General features: G+C 43.5%; 14 protein-coding genes. 10 read left to right on the forward strand and 4 right to left on the reverse strand.

Features of this window, described 5'->3' with window-relative positions; genetic code table 11:
* Positions 1–6: 6 nt before the first annotated feature.
* The gene (locus FS373_RS29790) at positions 7–624 is read right to left on the reverse strand and encodes a ubiquinone biosynthesis accessory factor UbiJ (protein WP_152831343.1); all 618 of its coding nucleotides are present in this window, start codon (positions 622–624) and stop codon (positions 7–9) included.
* Between the two features lie 72 nt (positions 625–696).
* Positions 697–1452: a bifunctional demethylmenaquinone methyltransferase/2-methoxy-6-polyprenyl-1,4-benzoquinol methylase UbiE gene (ubiE, locus tag FS373_RS29795; RefSeq protein WP_144048210.1), complete on the reverse strand. Its 756-nt coding sequence runs from the start codon at positions 1450–1452 to the stop codon at positions 697–699.
* A 398-nt stretch (positions 1453–1850) separates the two neighbouring features.
* Between ubiE and FS373_RS29800 the strand changes: the two genes are divergently transcribed.
* Positions 1851–2717 (forward strand): LysR family transcriptional regulator, encoded by an 867-nt coding sequence (locus FS373_RS29800; protein ID WP_144048209.1) that lies wholly within the window; start codon positions 1851–1853, stop codon positions 2715–2717.
* A 129-nt stretch (positions 2718–2846) separates the two neighbouring features.
* Positions 2847–3992, forward strand: a complete 1146-nt coding sequence (locus FS373_RS29805) for a linear amide C-N hydrolase (RefSeq protein ID WP_152831345.1) — start codon at positions 2847–2849, stop codon at positions 3990–3992.
* A gap of 83 nt (positions 3993–4075) precedes the next feature.
* Here FS373_RS29805 and FS373_RS29810 read toward each other — a convergent pair whose 3' ends face one another.
* A complete protein-coding gene (locus tag FS373_RS29810; RefSeq protein ID WP_144048207.1) occupies positions 4076–5119 on the reverse strand; it encodes a formimidoylglutamase in 1044 nt (347 codons plus the stop codon).
* A gap of 426 nt (positions 5120–5545) precedes the next feature.
* Between FS373_RS29810 and FS373_RS29815 the strand changes: the two genes are divergently transcribed.
* From FS373_RS29815 to FS373_RS29830, 4 genes are all read left to right on the forward strand, one after another.
* Positions 5546–6292 (forward strand): SDR family oxidoreductase, encoded by a 747-nt coding sequence (locus tag FS373_RS29815; RefSeq protein WP_144048206.1) that lies wholly within the window; start codon positions 5546–5548, stop codon positions 6290–6292.
* A 373-nt stretch (positions 6293–6665) separates the two neighbouring features.
* Complete coding sequence (locus FS373_RS29820) at positions 6666–7016, forward strand: phasin family protein (protein WP_144048205.1); 351 nt, start codon at positions 6666–6668, stop codon at positions 7014–7016.
* A 92-nt stretch (positions 7017–7108) separates the two neighbouring features.
* Positions 7109–8884 (forward strand): class I poly(R)-hydroxyalkanoic acid synthase, encoded by a 1776-nt coding sequence (gene phaC, locus FS373_RS29825; RefSeq protein ID WP_152831347.1) that lies wholly within the window; start codon positions 7109–7111, stop codon positions 8882–8884.
* Between the two features lie 259 nt (positions 8885–9143).
* Positions 9144–11063 carry an alpha/beta hydrolase family protein gene (locus FS373_RS29830; RefSeq protein ID WP_152831349.1) on the forward strand — a complete coding sequence of 640 codons (1920 nt, stop codon included), beginning with the start codon at positions 9144–9146 and terminating at the stop codon, positions 11061–11063.
* 83 nt (positions 11064–11146) lie between these two features.
* On the opposite strand, the gene rraA is transcribed toward FS373_RS29830, so the two are convergent.
* Positions 11147–11632 carry a ribonuclease E activity regulator RraA gene (rraA, locus tag FS373_RS29835; protein ID WP_112353963.1) on the reverse strand — a complete coding sequence of 162 codons (486 nt, stop codon included), beginning with the start codon at positions 11630–11632 and terminating at the stop codon, positions 11147–11149.
* A gap of 334 nt (positions 11633–11966) precedes the next feature.
* Here rraA and FS373_RS29840 point away from each other — a divergent pair, with 334 nt between their 5' ends.
* The 4 genes from FS373_RS29840 to FS373_RS29860 all read left to right on the forward strand — a co-directional run bounded on the left by FS373_RS29840 (position 11967) and on the right by FS373_RS29860 (position 15055).
* Positions 11967–12212: a YgjV family protein gene (locus FS373_RS29840; RefSeq protein ID WP_144048202.1), complete on the forward strand. Its 246-nt coding sequence runs from the start codon at positions 11967–11969 to the stop codon at positions 12210–12212.
* Positions 12213–12325: 113 nt separating this feature from the next.
* Positions 12326–12910 (forward strand): phosphatase PAP2 family protein, encoded by a 585-nt coding sequence (locus FS373_RS29845; protein ID WP_144048201.1) that lies wholly within the window; start codon positions 12326–12328, stop codon positions 12908–12910.
* Positions 12911–12934: 24 nt separating this feature from the next.
* Positions 12935–13987, forward strand: a complete 1053-nt coding sequence (locus tag FS373_RS29850) for an MJ1255/VC2487 family glycosyltransferase (protein ID WP_144048200.1) — start codon at positions 12935–12937, stop codon at positions 13985–13987.
* Positions 13988–14635: 648 nt separating this feature from the next.
* A complete protein-coding gene (locus tag FS373_RS29860) occupies positions 14636–15055 on the forward strand; it encodes a hypothetical protein (protein WP_152831353.1) in 420 nt (139 codons plus the stop codon).
* Positions 15056–15248: the final 193 nt, after the last annotated feature.

Below are 15248 nucleotides of genomic sequence, written 5' to 3' on the forward strand. Positions count from 1 at the left end.
TTCGCCTTATTTAGGAGAGTGGTCTTGTAGTTGTTTGATTCGTTTTTCTATGGCGTCAACATCTGCCACCAGATCATCGATTCTATCACCGAAATGAATAAATTCGATTTTATGGGGGGCTAACTTATATTCTTCGGTGGTTAATTGACCTATATGGGAGCGACTCTTGCGAAAGACGTTAGCGAGGTCGGATTTGATTTGCTTAACCCCTCTCGTTAAAAAGTGAGTCGGAGCATCGCCAATATAGCGGGATATAGGCTCGGCGAAATCGAACTCCACCTGATGTAAATAATGACTGAAGGTCTGCAACAGACTGAGATCGCCTTCGATACTGAGCTTGTCTTGCTTTATCAGCTCGGTAAGGTTAGCCCCTTCGGTTAATTGATATAGGGTAGTTATATCGGCATTAACCTTAGTGGTTATTTCACCTTCATATTTGCTTAATACTTGAATTTCACCGGCAAAAACCAGATAGATTGGCCAGCTGAGCTGGCTCAATTGAATGCAAAGGACCTTGCCATGTAGAGTACGCATTTTGGCATACTCCTCGGGAGACTGAGCGAGGACTTGCTTGAAAGCCGTCTCAAGCCCAGCGCTGAGTAGCAATGCCATTTCACGTTTCATAAGTTATCCAATGACTGAATTCAGGCTCGTATTCGGGCTATTTTATTGAGTGTAATGGCTCAAATTCGAGAGTTAAAATTTGTAGCCTTTATGAAGAGCAACTATGCCGTCTGTCATGTTGGTGTAGTCTACCTGCTCAAAACCAGCCTCGACCATCATACCTTTTAAGGTTTCTTGATCTGGATGCATGCGAATAGATTCAGCCAGATATTCATAACTGTCGGCATCTTGGGTAATGAGCGCGCCCATTTTTGGCATTATTTTGAAGCTGTAAAGATCATAAATCTTGCGCATCATGTCATGTTTTGGCTTGGAGAATTCAAGAATTAATAGCTTTCCACCAGGCTTAAGCACACGCAGCATAGAGCGGATAGCCGCATCTTTGTCGGTGACATTCCTCAAGCCAAAGGCGATGGTGATAATATCGAAATGATTATCGGGGAATGGCAGGGCTTCGGCATTGGCTTGAACATAGTTAACATTGCCAACAATGCCCTTGTCTCTGAGCTTTTCACGACCGACCTTGAGCATGGAATCGTTGATATCGGCAAGAGTTACTTGGCCTCTGTCGCCGACTAGGTGAGAGAATTTAGCGGTTAAGTCGCCTGTACCACCGGCAAGATCTAACACCTTCATACCAGGTCTTGCACCTGAACTTTCGATGGTAAAACGTTTCCACATGCGGTGAATACCGAAAGACATGACATCATTCATGATGTCATATTTGGCTGCAACAGAATGAAATACGCCAGCGACCATATCGGCCTTCTGATCCGTCTCAACTGTTTTATAACCGAAATGGGTACTTTTTTCTGCGCCCTGTGACATCTGGTTGTTCCTATCTATGCAATTGTTATAAGCGAGTGTAAGCCATTCATTCACGTCGCAGAATGTCCCATCAAGCACATTGTGATCGATGTTAGTTATCTGAACCCGGAATTGTTGAAAATGCGCGTTGGCGCAGGCTTTCGCAAATTTGACTGGGCATTACATCATAATATTAGCCATTGGTGAATAGTAGCGGATAAAAATACGCATTTTTGGCTTAGATTGGACTTTGCGCAGGCGCTTACATTTCAGCCTCACAATACGTTAGGCATTGGTGAATAGTAACAGGTGAAAATAGGTGCTTTTGACTCTCTTAAACGATGAAGTGACCTTATAAAAGTGGACATATCTGTTAACTCATTTAGAGTCATATTACTTTTTGTAAGGTGTTTATTGTTATGAAACCATTTGCTTGGGGAGCGGCCCAGATTAAAACGTTTGTCACCGTTGCTGAGGAGAGGAGTTTCAGTCAGGCTGCCAGGCGGCTGCATAAGGATCGGAAAACGATCAGTGAGAAAATAGAAAACCTTGAGATTGATCTTGGCTATAGTCTGTTTACTCGCTCTTCTCGGCAACTTTTGCTTACTGAAAATGGTTCTCGTCTATTGAAGCGAGCGCAAATACTCTTGGCCTATAATGAATCTTTTGCTCGTTATGCTGAAACATTAATGTGTGGTGAAGCAGGGCAGCTAACATTATGTTTTGATGAGAGTATAGATAGATCTTTTTTATTACATCTTGAAGATAAATTACGCTTAGAAAAAATCAAATTAAACCTACTGTGTACAAGTCGCAGCTATGGTGAAATGTTATTGAAGCAAGGAAAAGCCGATTATGGTTTGTTTTTATCTAGAGGGAAATTAATTAATTCTGAATTACGTTGGCGGATCATGGGGTCTGTTGAGATGAAAATCTTCGCACATAAAGACTTCTTCTCTTCATGTCTTGGTGTATTGAGTATCCAGGAACTTTCCTCTAAAAATCAACTGGTTTTACTTACAGAGTTAACTGAAGAGCTAAAAATAAAAATGATTATCTCAGATAGTTATCAATTGGTTAATGATATATTTTTGTTCAGGACATTGCTCGAGCGACAAGTGGGTTGGAGTTTTGCTCCTACGCACTATGACTTCTCTGACAATCCAAATATTACCAGTCTCAATACTGAGATCGGATTGGATGGTTTCAATTTTTCAAATGTACTTTTGTGGGGGAAAGACTTGCCTCCATATTTCGATTATCTTGTTGAACTATTAGATCATTAACACATTCGTTTTCTATCTCTAACTCGTTTTCGAGTGATTCTCTATGGGGGAAATCCCCCCTGCTATCGGTTTTCTTTTATTTCTTCCTTGGATGAATATTACTGTATCAAAGTAATTTTAGAGGTCGATATGAATAAATTATGGACAACATTGCTCGTCACAGCAACCACCTTTACAGGTTTAACCATAGCGGCAGATAGTGTGGCATGTACCCGTATGCTGTGGAATACAGATAGTAATGCGCCCATTATGGTTGGGCGTAACGAAGATTATTATTCTGCATCTAATCCGACATTAGTCATGACTCCTCGCGGAATCAAACGGGTAGGCACATCAGAAGTTGAACCCTTATCTGGTGTCGCTCATTGGGTCTCTAAATATGGTAGTCTTGTTGTTTATGCTAATAATCGTTTTCCAATGGATGGTATGAATGAGAAGGGGCTGACAGCGAGAACCTTGTATTTCAATCAAGGGGAGATAGATCAGCTTGTTTCTGATAATGACCAAAGTTTACAATTAGATGGCGATCATTGGGTGAGTTATATTCTCGATAACTTTGCGACAGTGAATGATGCGGTAAAAGCGATTAAAGAGAGGGTTCATCTGGTGGCTGTTAAGGGCGGCTACAGTTATTCTGCCACGCCAAAACATTTATCAATTGCAGATAGCACTGGGGACTCAGCGATAATTGAGATACAAGAAGGTCAGGTGAAGGTTTTTCATGGCGAAGAGTATAGAGTTATGACTAATCCACCCAATTATCAATCACACTTAAAAGATGTGGCAACCCAAACTCAGCTTAACCCCAATAGCGAAAGCTTTCCTTCAACCTGGTCGGCGGATGATCGCTTTCTTAAGGCGGATTATTGGTTGAAACATTTTCCGAAAATGCATGATAAAGATGCCAATGCCGCATACGGCTTTATGTATCAAGCCTTGGGCAATACAGCCTTCGTGCCAGGAATGGCGTTGCCACCAGAAGATGCGTTAGCTGGAAAAGCTATTTTAAAAGAGCTGAGTCATCCAGAAGAGTCCTACGGAGTATCAACATACTTTCAGTCTATTTCAGATTTAACGAATAAAGTTTATCGTTTTAAGTCTTTGATAGCCCCGTCAGATGTTTATTTAGATTTGAAGAAAATCGATTTTGCTTCATTGGCTCAAGTGAAGGTTATTTATCGAATTAATGAGTATGCCCAACAAGGCTTTACCGGTAACCTCATGTCTCATTTCACACCGATCACAGGTGATATTTATCAACAACAGATCCGGTAAAGTTATTTGGATTATATATTGCGCTAGTAGAAGCTAGCCTCTACTAGCCTCTACTAGCCTCTACTAGCCTCTACTAGCCTCTACTAGCCTATCTGCTGAGCCTGCATTCTGCCTTGAATATACGCATAAATTAGCTCACTGATACTCTGGCCAGTTTCGCGATAACCGGCCGCTATGCCTGCGACATGACAGCTAGGTGCGGCTTCCGCTAAGTGCAGATAGGCACAGGGGGTATTGCTGGCTATGGTGCTCACATAATGCAGGGCGTCCAGCAGTGGTATTCCCGCTGCCGTCGAGGCACTGCTGGGCATATTGATGATGGCATCGAGATCCAGTTCCAGAGCCACTGGTAGCTGGCTGTCGTTGAGGCGCGTGACTATTTCATCTAATGCCGACTTCAAGGTGATGTCTCGGCGTATCCAGATAGCTTGCAAGGTGTGCCAGTGGCCACCGAAGGTGCTGAGCTGCTCCAGCGTTTCTTCGCTGTTTTTGAGTTCATGCATACCAAGTACATGGTAGTAACCCAATGCGCCACTGGCCGCAGCATAACTAAAACCATTACCACTGTGGCGGCCTTCACGTGGGCGGAAATCGGAATGGGGATCTAAGTTTACTGCCGCGACTTTTTTGTTATGTGTGTTTTTTACCGACATCAACAAGCCATAAGCATTGTTATGGCCGCCGCCGATAACGATAGGCTCGAGACCCGCCGCAATTACCTGACTGGCTACCGAGATCACTCTTTCATCAAGCAGTTCAACATTGCTTCTCAGTGCATCGGCATCAGCACCTTCGGCCAGTTGCAGGTCGTCTGTCTGTATCTGACCCAACACTATGCACTCGTTACCACTCAAGAAGCGGTTAGATTGTAGGTTGAGAAATTGTGCCATGGCCGATTCGAAAGCATCGGTTGCGCCGCCGCGGCCAAGGTTGGCGCGTGGACCTATGTCTTCGCCTATGCCTAGGATGACGAAACGCACGCCACTGGATTTAGCATTATCGAGTATCTCGCTGAGATGCTTATTTCCATTGCAGCAGTGAACTGTCTGGGCAAGTTTGGTTTCACCGTCACGAATTGAAACGAGTTGCCGACACATTTGCGTTGTAAAAGGAATGAGATATTGCATGTCAATTTAGTTCTTATTCTGATGCTAATACTCATATTGTGACTTAATCAGGCTTTTGATGGCAATGAAATCCTTGAGGGATTTATTGTTGACCCGATGGAGTGGTTTTCTGACGAGCATTTACGAGGCATCTTGCTTGGCTGTCTTTGAGGCCTTTTAGTATTTTTTCCGACCTGATACATCACTTCTTGATCACTTCTCCACTGTCCTTTAGAACAGCGTTACTCTCCTCGGTCACATTCGTATGATGAATGTAAGCTTTTGGGACCATTAAGAATTTACTCTCTAACTTCAGTACCTGTCAGGCTTGTTTTTAGTTTGAGAGTCGCTGATGTGAGTTAGCTATTTATGGATAGCTCTGGTTTCCGGCTATTCAGTCAAATACTGCAACATTCATGCTAATAATCGACATACGGAGGTCGAGTAATGAGTCATAGGAAAGTCGCGATAGTGACCGGAGCCTTAGGTGGAATAGGCAGTGTTACCTGCAAGGAATTAGTAAAAAACGGTTATCTGGTTATTGCTGTATGTCGTGTCAGAACAGATGAGGAGATGGCGGAGTGGCGTGATAAGTATGATTTGACGACTAAGGACGTTAAGTCATTTTTTATGGATGTGACAGATAATCAAGCATGTGCACTAGGTCTGAAGGCAATTTTCCAGGAGTTCGGTCATGTCGAAGTCTTGATTAACAACGTAGGCATCACACGTGATTCTCAGTTCAAAAAAATGAATGTCGAGCAATGGAATCTGGTTATCAATACTAACTTGAATAGTTTATTCAACATGACTCAACCTGTCTTTCAAGCCATGTGTGAACAGGGCTTCGGTCGTATCATTAATATCTCTTCAGTCAATGGTTTGAAGGGGCAATTTGGTCAAACAAACTACTCTGCGGCTAAAGCGGGCATGATAGGTTTCACCAAAGCCCTTGCCTATGAAGGTGCAGGCAAGGGAGTCACTGTGAATGTCGTTGCTCCCGGCTATACCAGAACGCCTATGGTGGCGGCGATGAAGTCTGAAGCACTGGAAAATATCACCTCCCAAATCCCGATTAAACGTCTCGCTGAACCCTCAGAGGTGGCTGCGGCCATCATTTATCTTGCCAGCATTGACGCCAGCTATATCACCGGGGAAACCTTGTCCATCAATGGTGGCCAGTATATGGCGTGACCGGCGAAACCTTGTCCAGCAATATTGGTGGCCAGTATATGGCGTGACCGGCGAAACCTTGTCCAGCAATATTGGTGGCCAGTATATGGCGTGACCGGCGAAACCTTGTCCAGCAATATTGGTGGCCAGTATATGGCGTGACCGGCGAAACTTTGTCCAGCAATATTGGTGGCCAGTATATGGCGTGACCGACGAAACCTTGTCCAGCAATATTGGTGACCAGTATATGGCGGGACTGGCGAAACCTTGTCCAGCATCAGTGACTTCATTATCAGTTTTTGTAGCGCAGTTTTTTGCGGTTAACAGAATTTGAACCCCTGAGGAATACAGCCAATGTGTCCTCAAACTTTGAACTATAAACAGGAGCAAGCTTATGTATACCGATTTCTTTAAAACACTCATAGAGCAAAACGAAAAAGCATTTTCCCCCATGACTCAGTACAACAAAATGTTGGTCAAGAGCATAGAGGAGACGACTCGTTTGCAACTTGCCGCTCTGCAGACTTATGCCGAAACAGGGGTGGAGCAAATGAAGAGCGCCAGCTCGGTGAGCGACGTTCAAAGCTGGTTTAACTACAACGTTAAGCAAGTTGAAGCTATCACAGAGCTAAGCTCGCAGATGATTGAAGACGGTGAGAAACTGTCTAAAATCGGTCAGGAATTTAAGAGCGAATTAGATTCTATGGCCAGTGAAACAGTCAAAAAGGCGACTGCAAACGTATAAATAAAGTAAGACTTCAGATGGGTAACTGCAGCTGTTACTCAGGAGTTGTTTAGTTATCCATTCTGAGGCCTGTGGAGCCGTTAGGAGAGAAAATGTCGTCAGCTAACAATGTGTATGGTGAGTTTTTTAAGAATTTATATGAATGTAATACGCAGTTATTCAAGACGTTTAACGAAAACTCCACAACAGATAATTCGATGCAAGAAGCCATGATGCAGCAAAATAGCAAAGATCTGTGTTCGTGGTTCGAGGAGACGAGTAAGCAACCGGAACACTTGCTTCATACTCAGATGAAATGGTGGCAAGACCAAATGCAGATCTGGCAGAACTCCATGGTAAGTAACTCATCTCAGGATCTTGATGCGATTATTGAGCCTGAAAAATACGATCTTAGATTCGATGACCCTGCCTGGCAGAAAGATGTGCTGTTCGATACGATCAAGCAATCTTATCTTCTATTCAGTAAGAATATGTTCGAGATGATCAATCAGACCCAAGGTCTGAATCCAGATGTAAAACAACGTCTCAATGTCTTTAGCAGGCAGATGATTAACGCCATGTCTCCCAGTAATTTCGTGCTGACGAACCCAGAGCTGATGCGCCTGACGGTGGAAAGCAAGGGAGAGAATCTTATCAGGGGAATGGAGCAGTTTCAGGAAGACTTACAAGCTAGTTCCGATCTGCTTAAGGTGCGAATGACCCCAAAAGATTCGTTTAAGCTGGGCAGGGATTTAGCCTTAACAGCGGGTGAAGTCGTGTTTCGTAACCATCTGCTCGAACTTATCCAATATCATCCGCAAACTGAACAGGTTAATGCCAGACCCATTTTTATCGTGCCTCCATTTGTAAATAAGTATTACATCATGGATATGCGTAAAGAAAATTCTATGGTGAATTGGTTGGTTGAGCAAGGACACACTGTGTTCCTCATCTCTTGGCGTAACCCCGATGCTTCTCTTGCCGACAGTGGTTTCGACGACTATGTGCTCAATGGCATCATAGCTTCGTTAGAAACCATTGAAACATGTACGGGTGAACAGCATGTCAATGCCATCGGGTACTGTATTGGTGGAACTCTATTATCGACGGCTATGGCTTACATGGTAAGCAAGCGGTCTAAACAGAGAATCAAAAGCGCGACCTTACTGACTACGATACTTGATTTTTCCAACCCAGGAGAGCTGGGGGTATATATCAATCAGGCTATGGTGACGAGTTTGGAGCAACGCAATAAAAGTTTAGGCTATATGGATGGTCGACAGCTAGCGGTAACCTTTAATTTATTGCGGGAAAATAGCTTACATTGGAACTATTACATAGATAATTATCTGAAGGGTGTGAGTCCGGTGGATTTCGATTTCTTGTTTTGGAGTACTGACTCCACTAACGTGACAGCTGAATGTCATAACTTTATTTTACGTCAGCTCTATCTCGAGAATCAGTTAAAGGTACCTAAAAGTATCCAGATCCAGGGTACTGGTATAGATCTGACTAAGGTGAAAGTGCCGGTTTATTATCTCTCCACCAGTGAAGATCATATTGCCGAATGGAAGGGGACTTATGCCAGCAGTCAGTTGTTGTCTGGAGAGGTTACTTTCGTTCTCGGTGAGTCGGGCCATATTGCCGGAGTGATTAACCCGCCATATAAGAATAAATATGGTTATTGGGAGGGGGGCAAGCAAGACGCCGATGCTGATGCATGGCTGGAAGCGGCCAAATATCATAAAGGCTCGTGGTGGAGTCACTGGCAAGGCTGGCTGGAGCAGCTGGATAAAGAGATTGAAAAGGTGCCAGCCAGAAATATAGAGCCGCAAGCGTCTCTGGCACCGGCTCCCGGTACCTATGTATTACAGCAGCTACCCATCTAATACACTCGAAATAAAAAGGATGATGAGACTCAGGTTTCATCATCCTTTTTATTGTCACCTGATAAATCCAACTTTAAATATTCGAGCCTGTTACTACAGAGTCTATTGTCACAAAATCTTACTCAAATTATAAATTAGATGATTGAAATATATGTATTTATCAATGTAAATTCTGATCTCAATTTGTTGAGTTGATAGTGTAAAGGTACTAAGCTGTGCCGCTTTGTTAAAACTATCGAAACTTCTAACCGAGGCTCGGATGACCCGAATCATTTTTTCTCTCTTTATTCTATTATTGAGCTCAGTAGCGCAAGCCGAGCCACTACCTACGGAAGCGTTTGGGTTATTGCCGCAATCTGAGCAAGTTAAGCTATCTCCCGGTGGGAAGAAATTCTCTTATCTGTTTAACTATCAAGGTAAAACCTTAATCGGTGTCACTAACATAGAGACGGGAAAAAATCACTTCATTGTAAGAACAGATAATCAGAAATTTAAAATAGGTTGGTATAAGTGGGCTAATAATGACCTCCTGCTAGTGAGCGCAGATTATCCTGTACAGCGTGGAGGATTAAAGTATACCGAAGCCAGGCTGCTCAAGATTCGAGCCGACGGCACAGGAACCGTCGATAATGTTCTACGGTTAAAGCAGAAGGAGAGGAGTCCGCAATTTCAGAATAATATTATCGATCTTCTTCCCGATGAGCCTAACTACATATTGATGGCGCTCGATCTTAAAATAGCCAATAGACCCGATGTCTATAAAGTTAATTTAAGCTCAAAAGTCAGTAGGAAGCTTGTTTATAGAAGTAAGAGTTATATTTCTCATTGGCTTACAGATCGCCAGCATAGGGTGAGACTAGGTTATGGACGAGATGAGACTAAAATTTTCTATCGCCTCCACGATTTAGAGACAGATGAATGGCGCAATATCTGGGAGTATGAGATTTTCGATGCTCCTGATATCACGCCATTAGGCTTTGGCTTGAATCCATCTCATCTCTATATCCGTGCGATACACAATGATAGATACGCCATCTTTATGGTCGATGTATCGAGTAAACAGTTAATCCGAACCTTAGTTTATGCCGATGAAAATTATGATATCGAAGGATCGTTAATTTATTCGAAAAAGACTAATGATGTCATAGGTGTTTATCATGGTGAAGCCAATGATGCTAAGCACTTTTTCGATCCTGATTACGCTAAGTTTCAGCAAGCCTTGAATAATGCGATTCCCGATGCCTATAACAATATTGCCAGCGTTAGTGACGATGAAAATAAATATATTCTCTTTACCAGTAACCCACAGAGCCCAGGAGCATATTACTTAGGCGACAGGAAAGAGAAGCGATTAGACTTCATTCTCGATGAATATCCACTCCTGTTTCAGAAGTCGCTACCGGGAAAAACTAAAATCACTTTTAAGGCTCGTGACGGGCTCAAGATAGAGGGATATGTCACTCTACCTTATGATGATGTCGAGCCTAAAAATGCTGCCTTAATCATTCCTCATGGCGGTCCCATGGCACGTAACTATGGTGGATTCGATTGGTTTTCACAGTTTTTCGCCAGCAGGGGATACACAATACTTGAGCCAAACTTTCGTGGTTCATCGGGATATGGTTTCGAGTTCGAAATGGCGTCGATCCAAAAGTGGGGAGGCGCGATGCAGGATGACCTCGCCGATGCGGCTCATTGGCTGACTGAGAATTACCCGGTGGATAAGCAAGGTATCTGTATCTTAGGTGCCAGTTATGGAGGTTATGCGGCCATGATGGCAGCTGTTAAGCAGCAAGATGTGTTTCGCTGTGCCGCGAGTTTTGCCGGCGTTTCAGATCTGGAGTATATCGTTCGTAAAGCCAGGCGTTTCACCAATTACAAGGTCGTGAAGAAACAGATCGGGGATGACTCAGATATGTTGGAGCAGAATTCTCCGGTGAATTTTGCCAAAGAGATAAATATTCCACTGTTACTCATTCATGGTGATAAAGATCGTGTGGTCGATGTTTACCATAGTCGTGAGATGTTTGAGGAGCTTGAAGACTTAGGTAAACAGGTCGAATATATCGAGCTGGAAAATGGTAACCATCACCTCGAGATTGAGGCTAATAGGCTCAAGACACTGAACGCCTTCGATGAGTTCCTGAGTAAGCATTTGCAAGCTGACACTAAGTTGTAAATCAGGGCTTGTTAGTTTGGCTTATAAATTAAAAAGGATGATTGCACGCAATCATCCTTTTTTGATGTCTTATCTCGAGCTGCTTAATCGATATCTAAAGGCTCTGGCGAAAGTATGATACCTGTGTTGTCGGCGTAGACATGATCCAGTGGTAAGAAAGTGACGCCACCGAAGTTTACCGGAATTTCCAGTTCTCCTACTGAATGGCCATCTGCACCGACCGGGATAGAGGCTAGTGCCTGAATGCCAAGGTCGAGATCTTCCAATGCATCTACATCTCTCACAGAGCCGTAGATGATGATGCCTTCCCATTTATTTTCTACCGCGATCCGGGCAATAGAGGAATCAAGCAGTGCGCGTCTTAAAGAGCCGCCACCATCTACAAGTAGAACCCTACCTTCACCATCTTGTTGAAGCGCTTCAGCAATAAGGCCGTTATCTTCGAAACATTTAATAGTGCTGATTGAGCCACCAAATGAGTTACAACCACCATAGTTACTGAACATGGGCTCGACAACATCGACGACATCGATGTAAGTGTCACAAAGTTCTGAGGTGTTGTATTCCATAGTCATACTCCTGTAGATCGATATTGTGCTGAATCGTGCACAATTTGACGAGATAAGGCCAGTATATAAGGGATTCTTAAAAAGAAAAGTGTTATCAATCACGCAATTGTTGATATATGCGTCTATTAACAGATTTGTTGTAAAGTTTCTTCGTCTGCCGAATAAACCAGCGGTGAACGTGATGTAGGTCATTAAGTGACGTATTTTTATTACATGTATAGTGTAAGTTTGTTAGCATGTGGGCAGATTTGTTTAACTTAACTTTAACTTGCTTTAGGGGCACGGACCCCCCGATTCGCTTATGGATGGCAGAAGGCCTTAAAAAGGCACCTTCATGGAAGCTTCAACGATTGAAATTATTGGTTATTTTGCATCAGTAATGGTAGCTATTTCATTGATGATGAAAGATATCATCTGGCTTAGATGTTTAAACTTTGCCGGTTGTTCGTTATTCGTTATCTACGGGATCTATATTTCGGCTTGGCCAGTGGCAGGTATGAATGCATTTGTTGCTTGTATCAACATTTACCACCTGATAAAAATCTATCGTACAAAACCACAGCAAGTCGCTACAGCATAGGTATATGCTGATTGACATTTCGAGTGTCATAAAAACTTAGACTAGCTGTCACCTCGCCGTCATGGCACCTTTTTAGGCTCTAAATCAGCATACAGCTGATGAGGAGCCTTTTTATGTTTGGCACTATTGCAAAATTAGACAAACAAGCCTTTCAATATGTCTTTGCGCTTAGCGAGCACAGAGAGTGGCATCTGCTCGCCAGAAAAATCTCACAAACCGGAGATGGCCCATTCTACTTTATATTTTCGTTGACCTTGTTAGTGAGCAATTCCAGAGGAGGTGAGCTGTTTAACCTGGCTTTCGCCGCATTTATCCTCGAACTGCCACTTTATCTCATATTGAAGAACGCTATCAGGCGGACACGCCCTTGCCACAGGGGAGCTGTCTATCTTGAGGATATGCCGGTAAATGTGGAGCAAGGTGACTCGCTGCTTCCTGTTACCGCCGCTAACTCTTCGAAGCCATTTGAACCTTCGGATAAGTTTAGTCTGCCTTCGGGGCATACCGCTGCCGCATTCGTTATGGCGACTTCTATCTGGGCTATCTATCCACAATGGCTGTTATTGGCCTACTCCTGGGCTATCGCTATCGGGTTGTCACGCATTGCCCTTGGGGTGCACTATCCCTTGGATATTGTAGCTGGTGCGGTACTGGGCTCAGGTTCTGTTATTGCTGTTTTGTATATAGGTGGGTATTAACTTGCGTCATTTCAGGGAGAGAATATGAGAATACTTTATGGCGTCCAGGGAACGGGTAATGGCCATTTGAGTCGTGCCCGGGTTATGGCTAAGTCTCTGCAAAAACATGGGGTGGATGTCGACTTCTTCTTTTCCGGTCGTGCTCCTGAGCAGTTTTTCGATATGCAGTGCTTCGGTGAATACCAGGTTGAGACTGGGCTGACATTCGCGACTCATAATGGTCGGGTGAGTATGGCAAGAACCGCATGGAAAAATTCAGTGCCTACTCTGTTGCAGGAGATTAACTCATTAGACTTGAGTCCCTACGATTTGGTGCTAAATGACTTTGAACCTGTTTCAGCCTGGGCTGCTAAGCGACAGGGAGTCACCTCGATTAGTGTGAGCCATCAGGCGGCGCTTAAATATGCTGTACCTAAGGTGGGAGAGAACTGGTTTAACGAGAAGCTATTGAATTACTTTGCCCCAGTGGATATCGCATTGGGTTGTCATTGGCATCATTTCGGCTTTCCCATATTGCCTCCTTTTGTCGAGGTTGATCCTGTTATAGCTGTTAATCCACATCAAATATTGGTGTACCTGCCGTTCGAGGAACCCGATGATATCGCTAAATTCCTCTCGCCGTTTAAGGATTACTGTTTCCACGTTTATCATGGAGGTAGGCCAAAGCTTGATTATCCAGGCCATATTAAGTGGTCCGGTTTTAATCGTGATGGCTTTAAACAGAAACTATCGACTTGTGGCGGTGTGATTGGCAGCGCAGGCTTTGAGCTTGCCAGTGAAGCTCTGGCCTTGGGAAAAAAACTGCTGGTTAAGCCCTTACTTGGCCAATTCGAGCAGCTATCCAATGTCGCGGCTTTGGAGTTGCTAGGTGCGGCCGAGACTATGGCCTCTTTAGATCGTGAGTCTTTGCGTCGCTGGTTAAAGTTGGCGGCGCCTGAGCCGATCCATTATCCCCAAGTCGGCGATGCCTTAGTTAAATGGCTGCTGGCGGGTGACTGGCATTCAGGAGACAAACTGTGTCGCCAATTATGGGATGAGGTAGACTTGCCTCAAAGTTGGCGCAAGAAGAGCCCCTAAGGGAGTTAGCTTCGAATGAAGCTTGATTACATTTTTACCTTGGCTCATTTTGTTTTGGTCGTTACTTTTCGTCATTCCGGAAGAACTTTTGAACCGGAATCCAGTGACCTTTGCTGTTTGAATATGTCATTGAAGATCATAACTTCATTGTTATCTATCGCTTGCAGCGGGCTTATATGCAGATACTTCTGCGAGACGCTGCAAGTCCATCCATGGAAGCTCTGCCAAATCATCCCTGATTTGGAAGCTCGCAGCCGTATCTACACTTGTGGATTTACAAGAAGGTTTGACCTTATTCGCTCCGACCCCTTTGTTCGTACAGTTATAATTTGAATCCAGCAATATACAGATTTTGCTTCTCGTTATGTAAAAGAAAAAATTCTCGGTTTTACCAAACGAACAAATCTATAGCATTGAAAAATAGTTAGTTTGTGCTTCATAAGGGTTACATAACGACCCAAAGTGATTCTCGATTATCTAAATTCTCGGTTTCTATGCAAAAATTGGCCATTGCCTCACAGAAACCTTACTGATAAGTTACTAAAATCATTGTGAATAAGTGACACTTTTACGATTGGATTGGTTAACCGTTCGTAGGGTGTTTATCGGAATTCACGCTAATACGCTGTTAGCTATACAAGGAATATCATGGACGATCCTCAACAAACTTGGGATGAGTACTACTCAAGAACCAAAACTCGAAAGGTAGACGAAGCAACAATACTTTGGGAAAACATGTTGAAAGCAGGAGTTTCAAGTGAAACTTTGTTTGCCATGGATTTTACTCATTTTTGCGATCTTCCCGAAAAGCTAAAAGAACTGGGTAAACAGTTAAGTGAAAACTATGAACTGGAATTCAGTGATATAGATGATAAAGGATATCAGTTTTTAAGTGGCACAAATCGACCTTATGGCAATGAACTAAGCCAAGTTGATTTTATTGGCTGGGTAGAGTTCATGTGTGACGTCGCGCAGTCCTACAGTTGCGTCTTCTCTAGTTTTACAATAGAAAGCCCTGAGCTGGGCTTAACCTGGTCTAATAAAGACGTCGAATCTGAAAAGGGATAGCTAACAAGCTGCTAAATTTAGATTCACCAAGGCTGTCATGCCATTTGCTGAGCAAATCGCCCGCCAGCACAAGGTTCACTTATTAGCAGGGCGCTGGGGGATCCCCTCATAATTGAGGCATCCCAGCACAGTGAATTTTCTTAATATATTCAATCATTGCCCAGTGTAAATGTTGCTCTGTGATCTTGTAGTT

This window comes from Shewanella sp. YLB-07, from assembly GCF_009377275.1.

Bases quoted from the DNA above. Each gene is read 5' to 3' on its own strand.
- FS373_RS29790 (WP_152831343.1), bottom strand. From the start codon at position 624: ATGAAACGTGAAATGGCATTGCTACTCAGCGCTGGGCTTGAGACGGCT.
- ubiE (WP_144048210.1), bottom strand. From the start codon at position 1,452: ATGTCACAGGGCGCAGAAAAAAGTACCCATTTCGGTTATAAAACAGTT.
- FS373_RS29800 (WP_144048209.1), top strand. From the start codon at position 1,851: ATGAAACCATTTGCTTGGGGAGCGGCCCAGATTAAAACGTTTGTCACC.
- FS373_RS29805 (WP_152831345.1), top strand. From the start codon at position 2,847: ATGAATAAATTATGGACAACATTGCTCGTCACAGCAACCACCTTTACA.
- FS373_RS29810 (WP_144048207.1), bottom strand. From the start codon at position 5,119: ATGCAATATCTCATTCCTTTTACAACGCAAATGTGTCGGCAACTCGTT.
- FS373_RS29815 (WP_144048206.1), top strand. From the start codon at position 5,546: ATGAGTCATAGGAAAGTCGCGATAGTGACCGGAGCCTTAGGTGGAATA.
- FS373_RS29820 (WP_144048205.1), top strand. From the start codon at position 6,666: ATGTATACCGATTTCTTTAAAACACTCATAGAGCAAAACGAAAAAGCA.
- phaC (WP_152831347.1), top strand. From the start codon at position 7,109: ATGTCGTCAGCTAACAATGTGTATGGTGAGTTTTTTAAGAATTTATAT.
- FS373_RS29830 (WP_152831349.1), top strand. From the start codon at position 9,144: ATGACCCGAATCATTTTTTCTCTCTTTATTCTATTATTGAGCTCAGTA.
- rraA (WP_112353963.1), bottom strand. From the start codon at position 11,632: ATGGAATACAACACCTCAGAACTTTGTGACACTTACATCGATGTCGTC.
- FS373_RS29840 (WP_144048202.1), top strand. From the start codon at position 11,967: ATGGAAGCTTCAACGATTGAAATTATTGGTTATTTTGCATCAGTAATG.
- FS373_RS29845 (WP_144048201.1), top strand. From the start codon at position 12,326: ATGTTTGGCACTATTGCAAAATTAGACAAACAAGCCTTTCAATATGTC.
- FS373_RS29850 (WP_144048200.1), top strand. From the start codon at position 12,935: ATGAGAATACTTTATGGCGTCCAGGGAACGGGTAATGGCCATTTGAGT.
- FS373_RS29860 (WP_152831353.1), top strand. From the start codon at position 14,636: ATGGACGATCCTCAACAAACTTGGGATGAGTACTACTCAAGAACCAAA.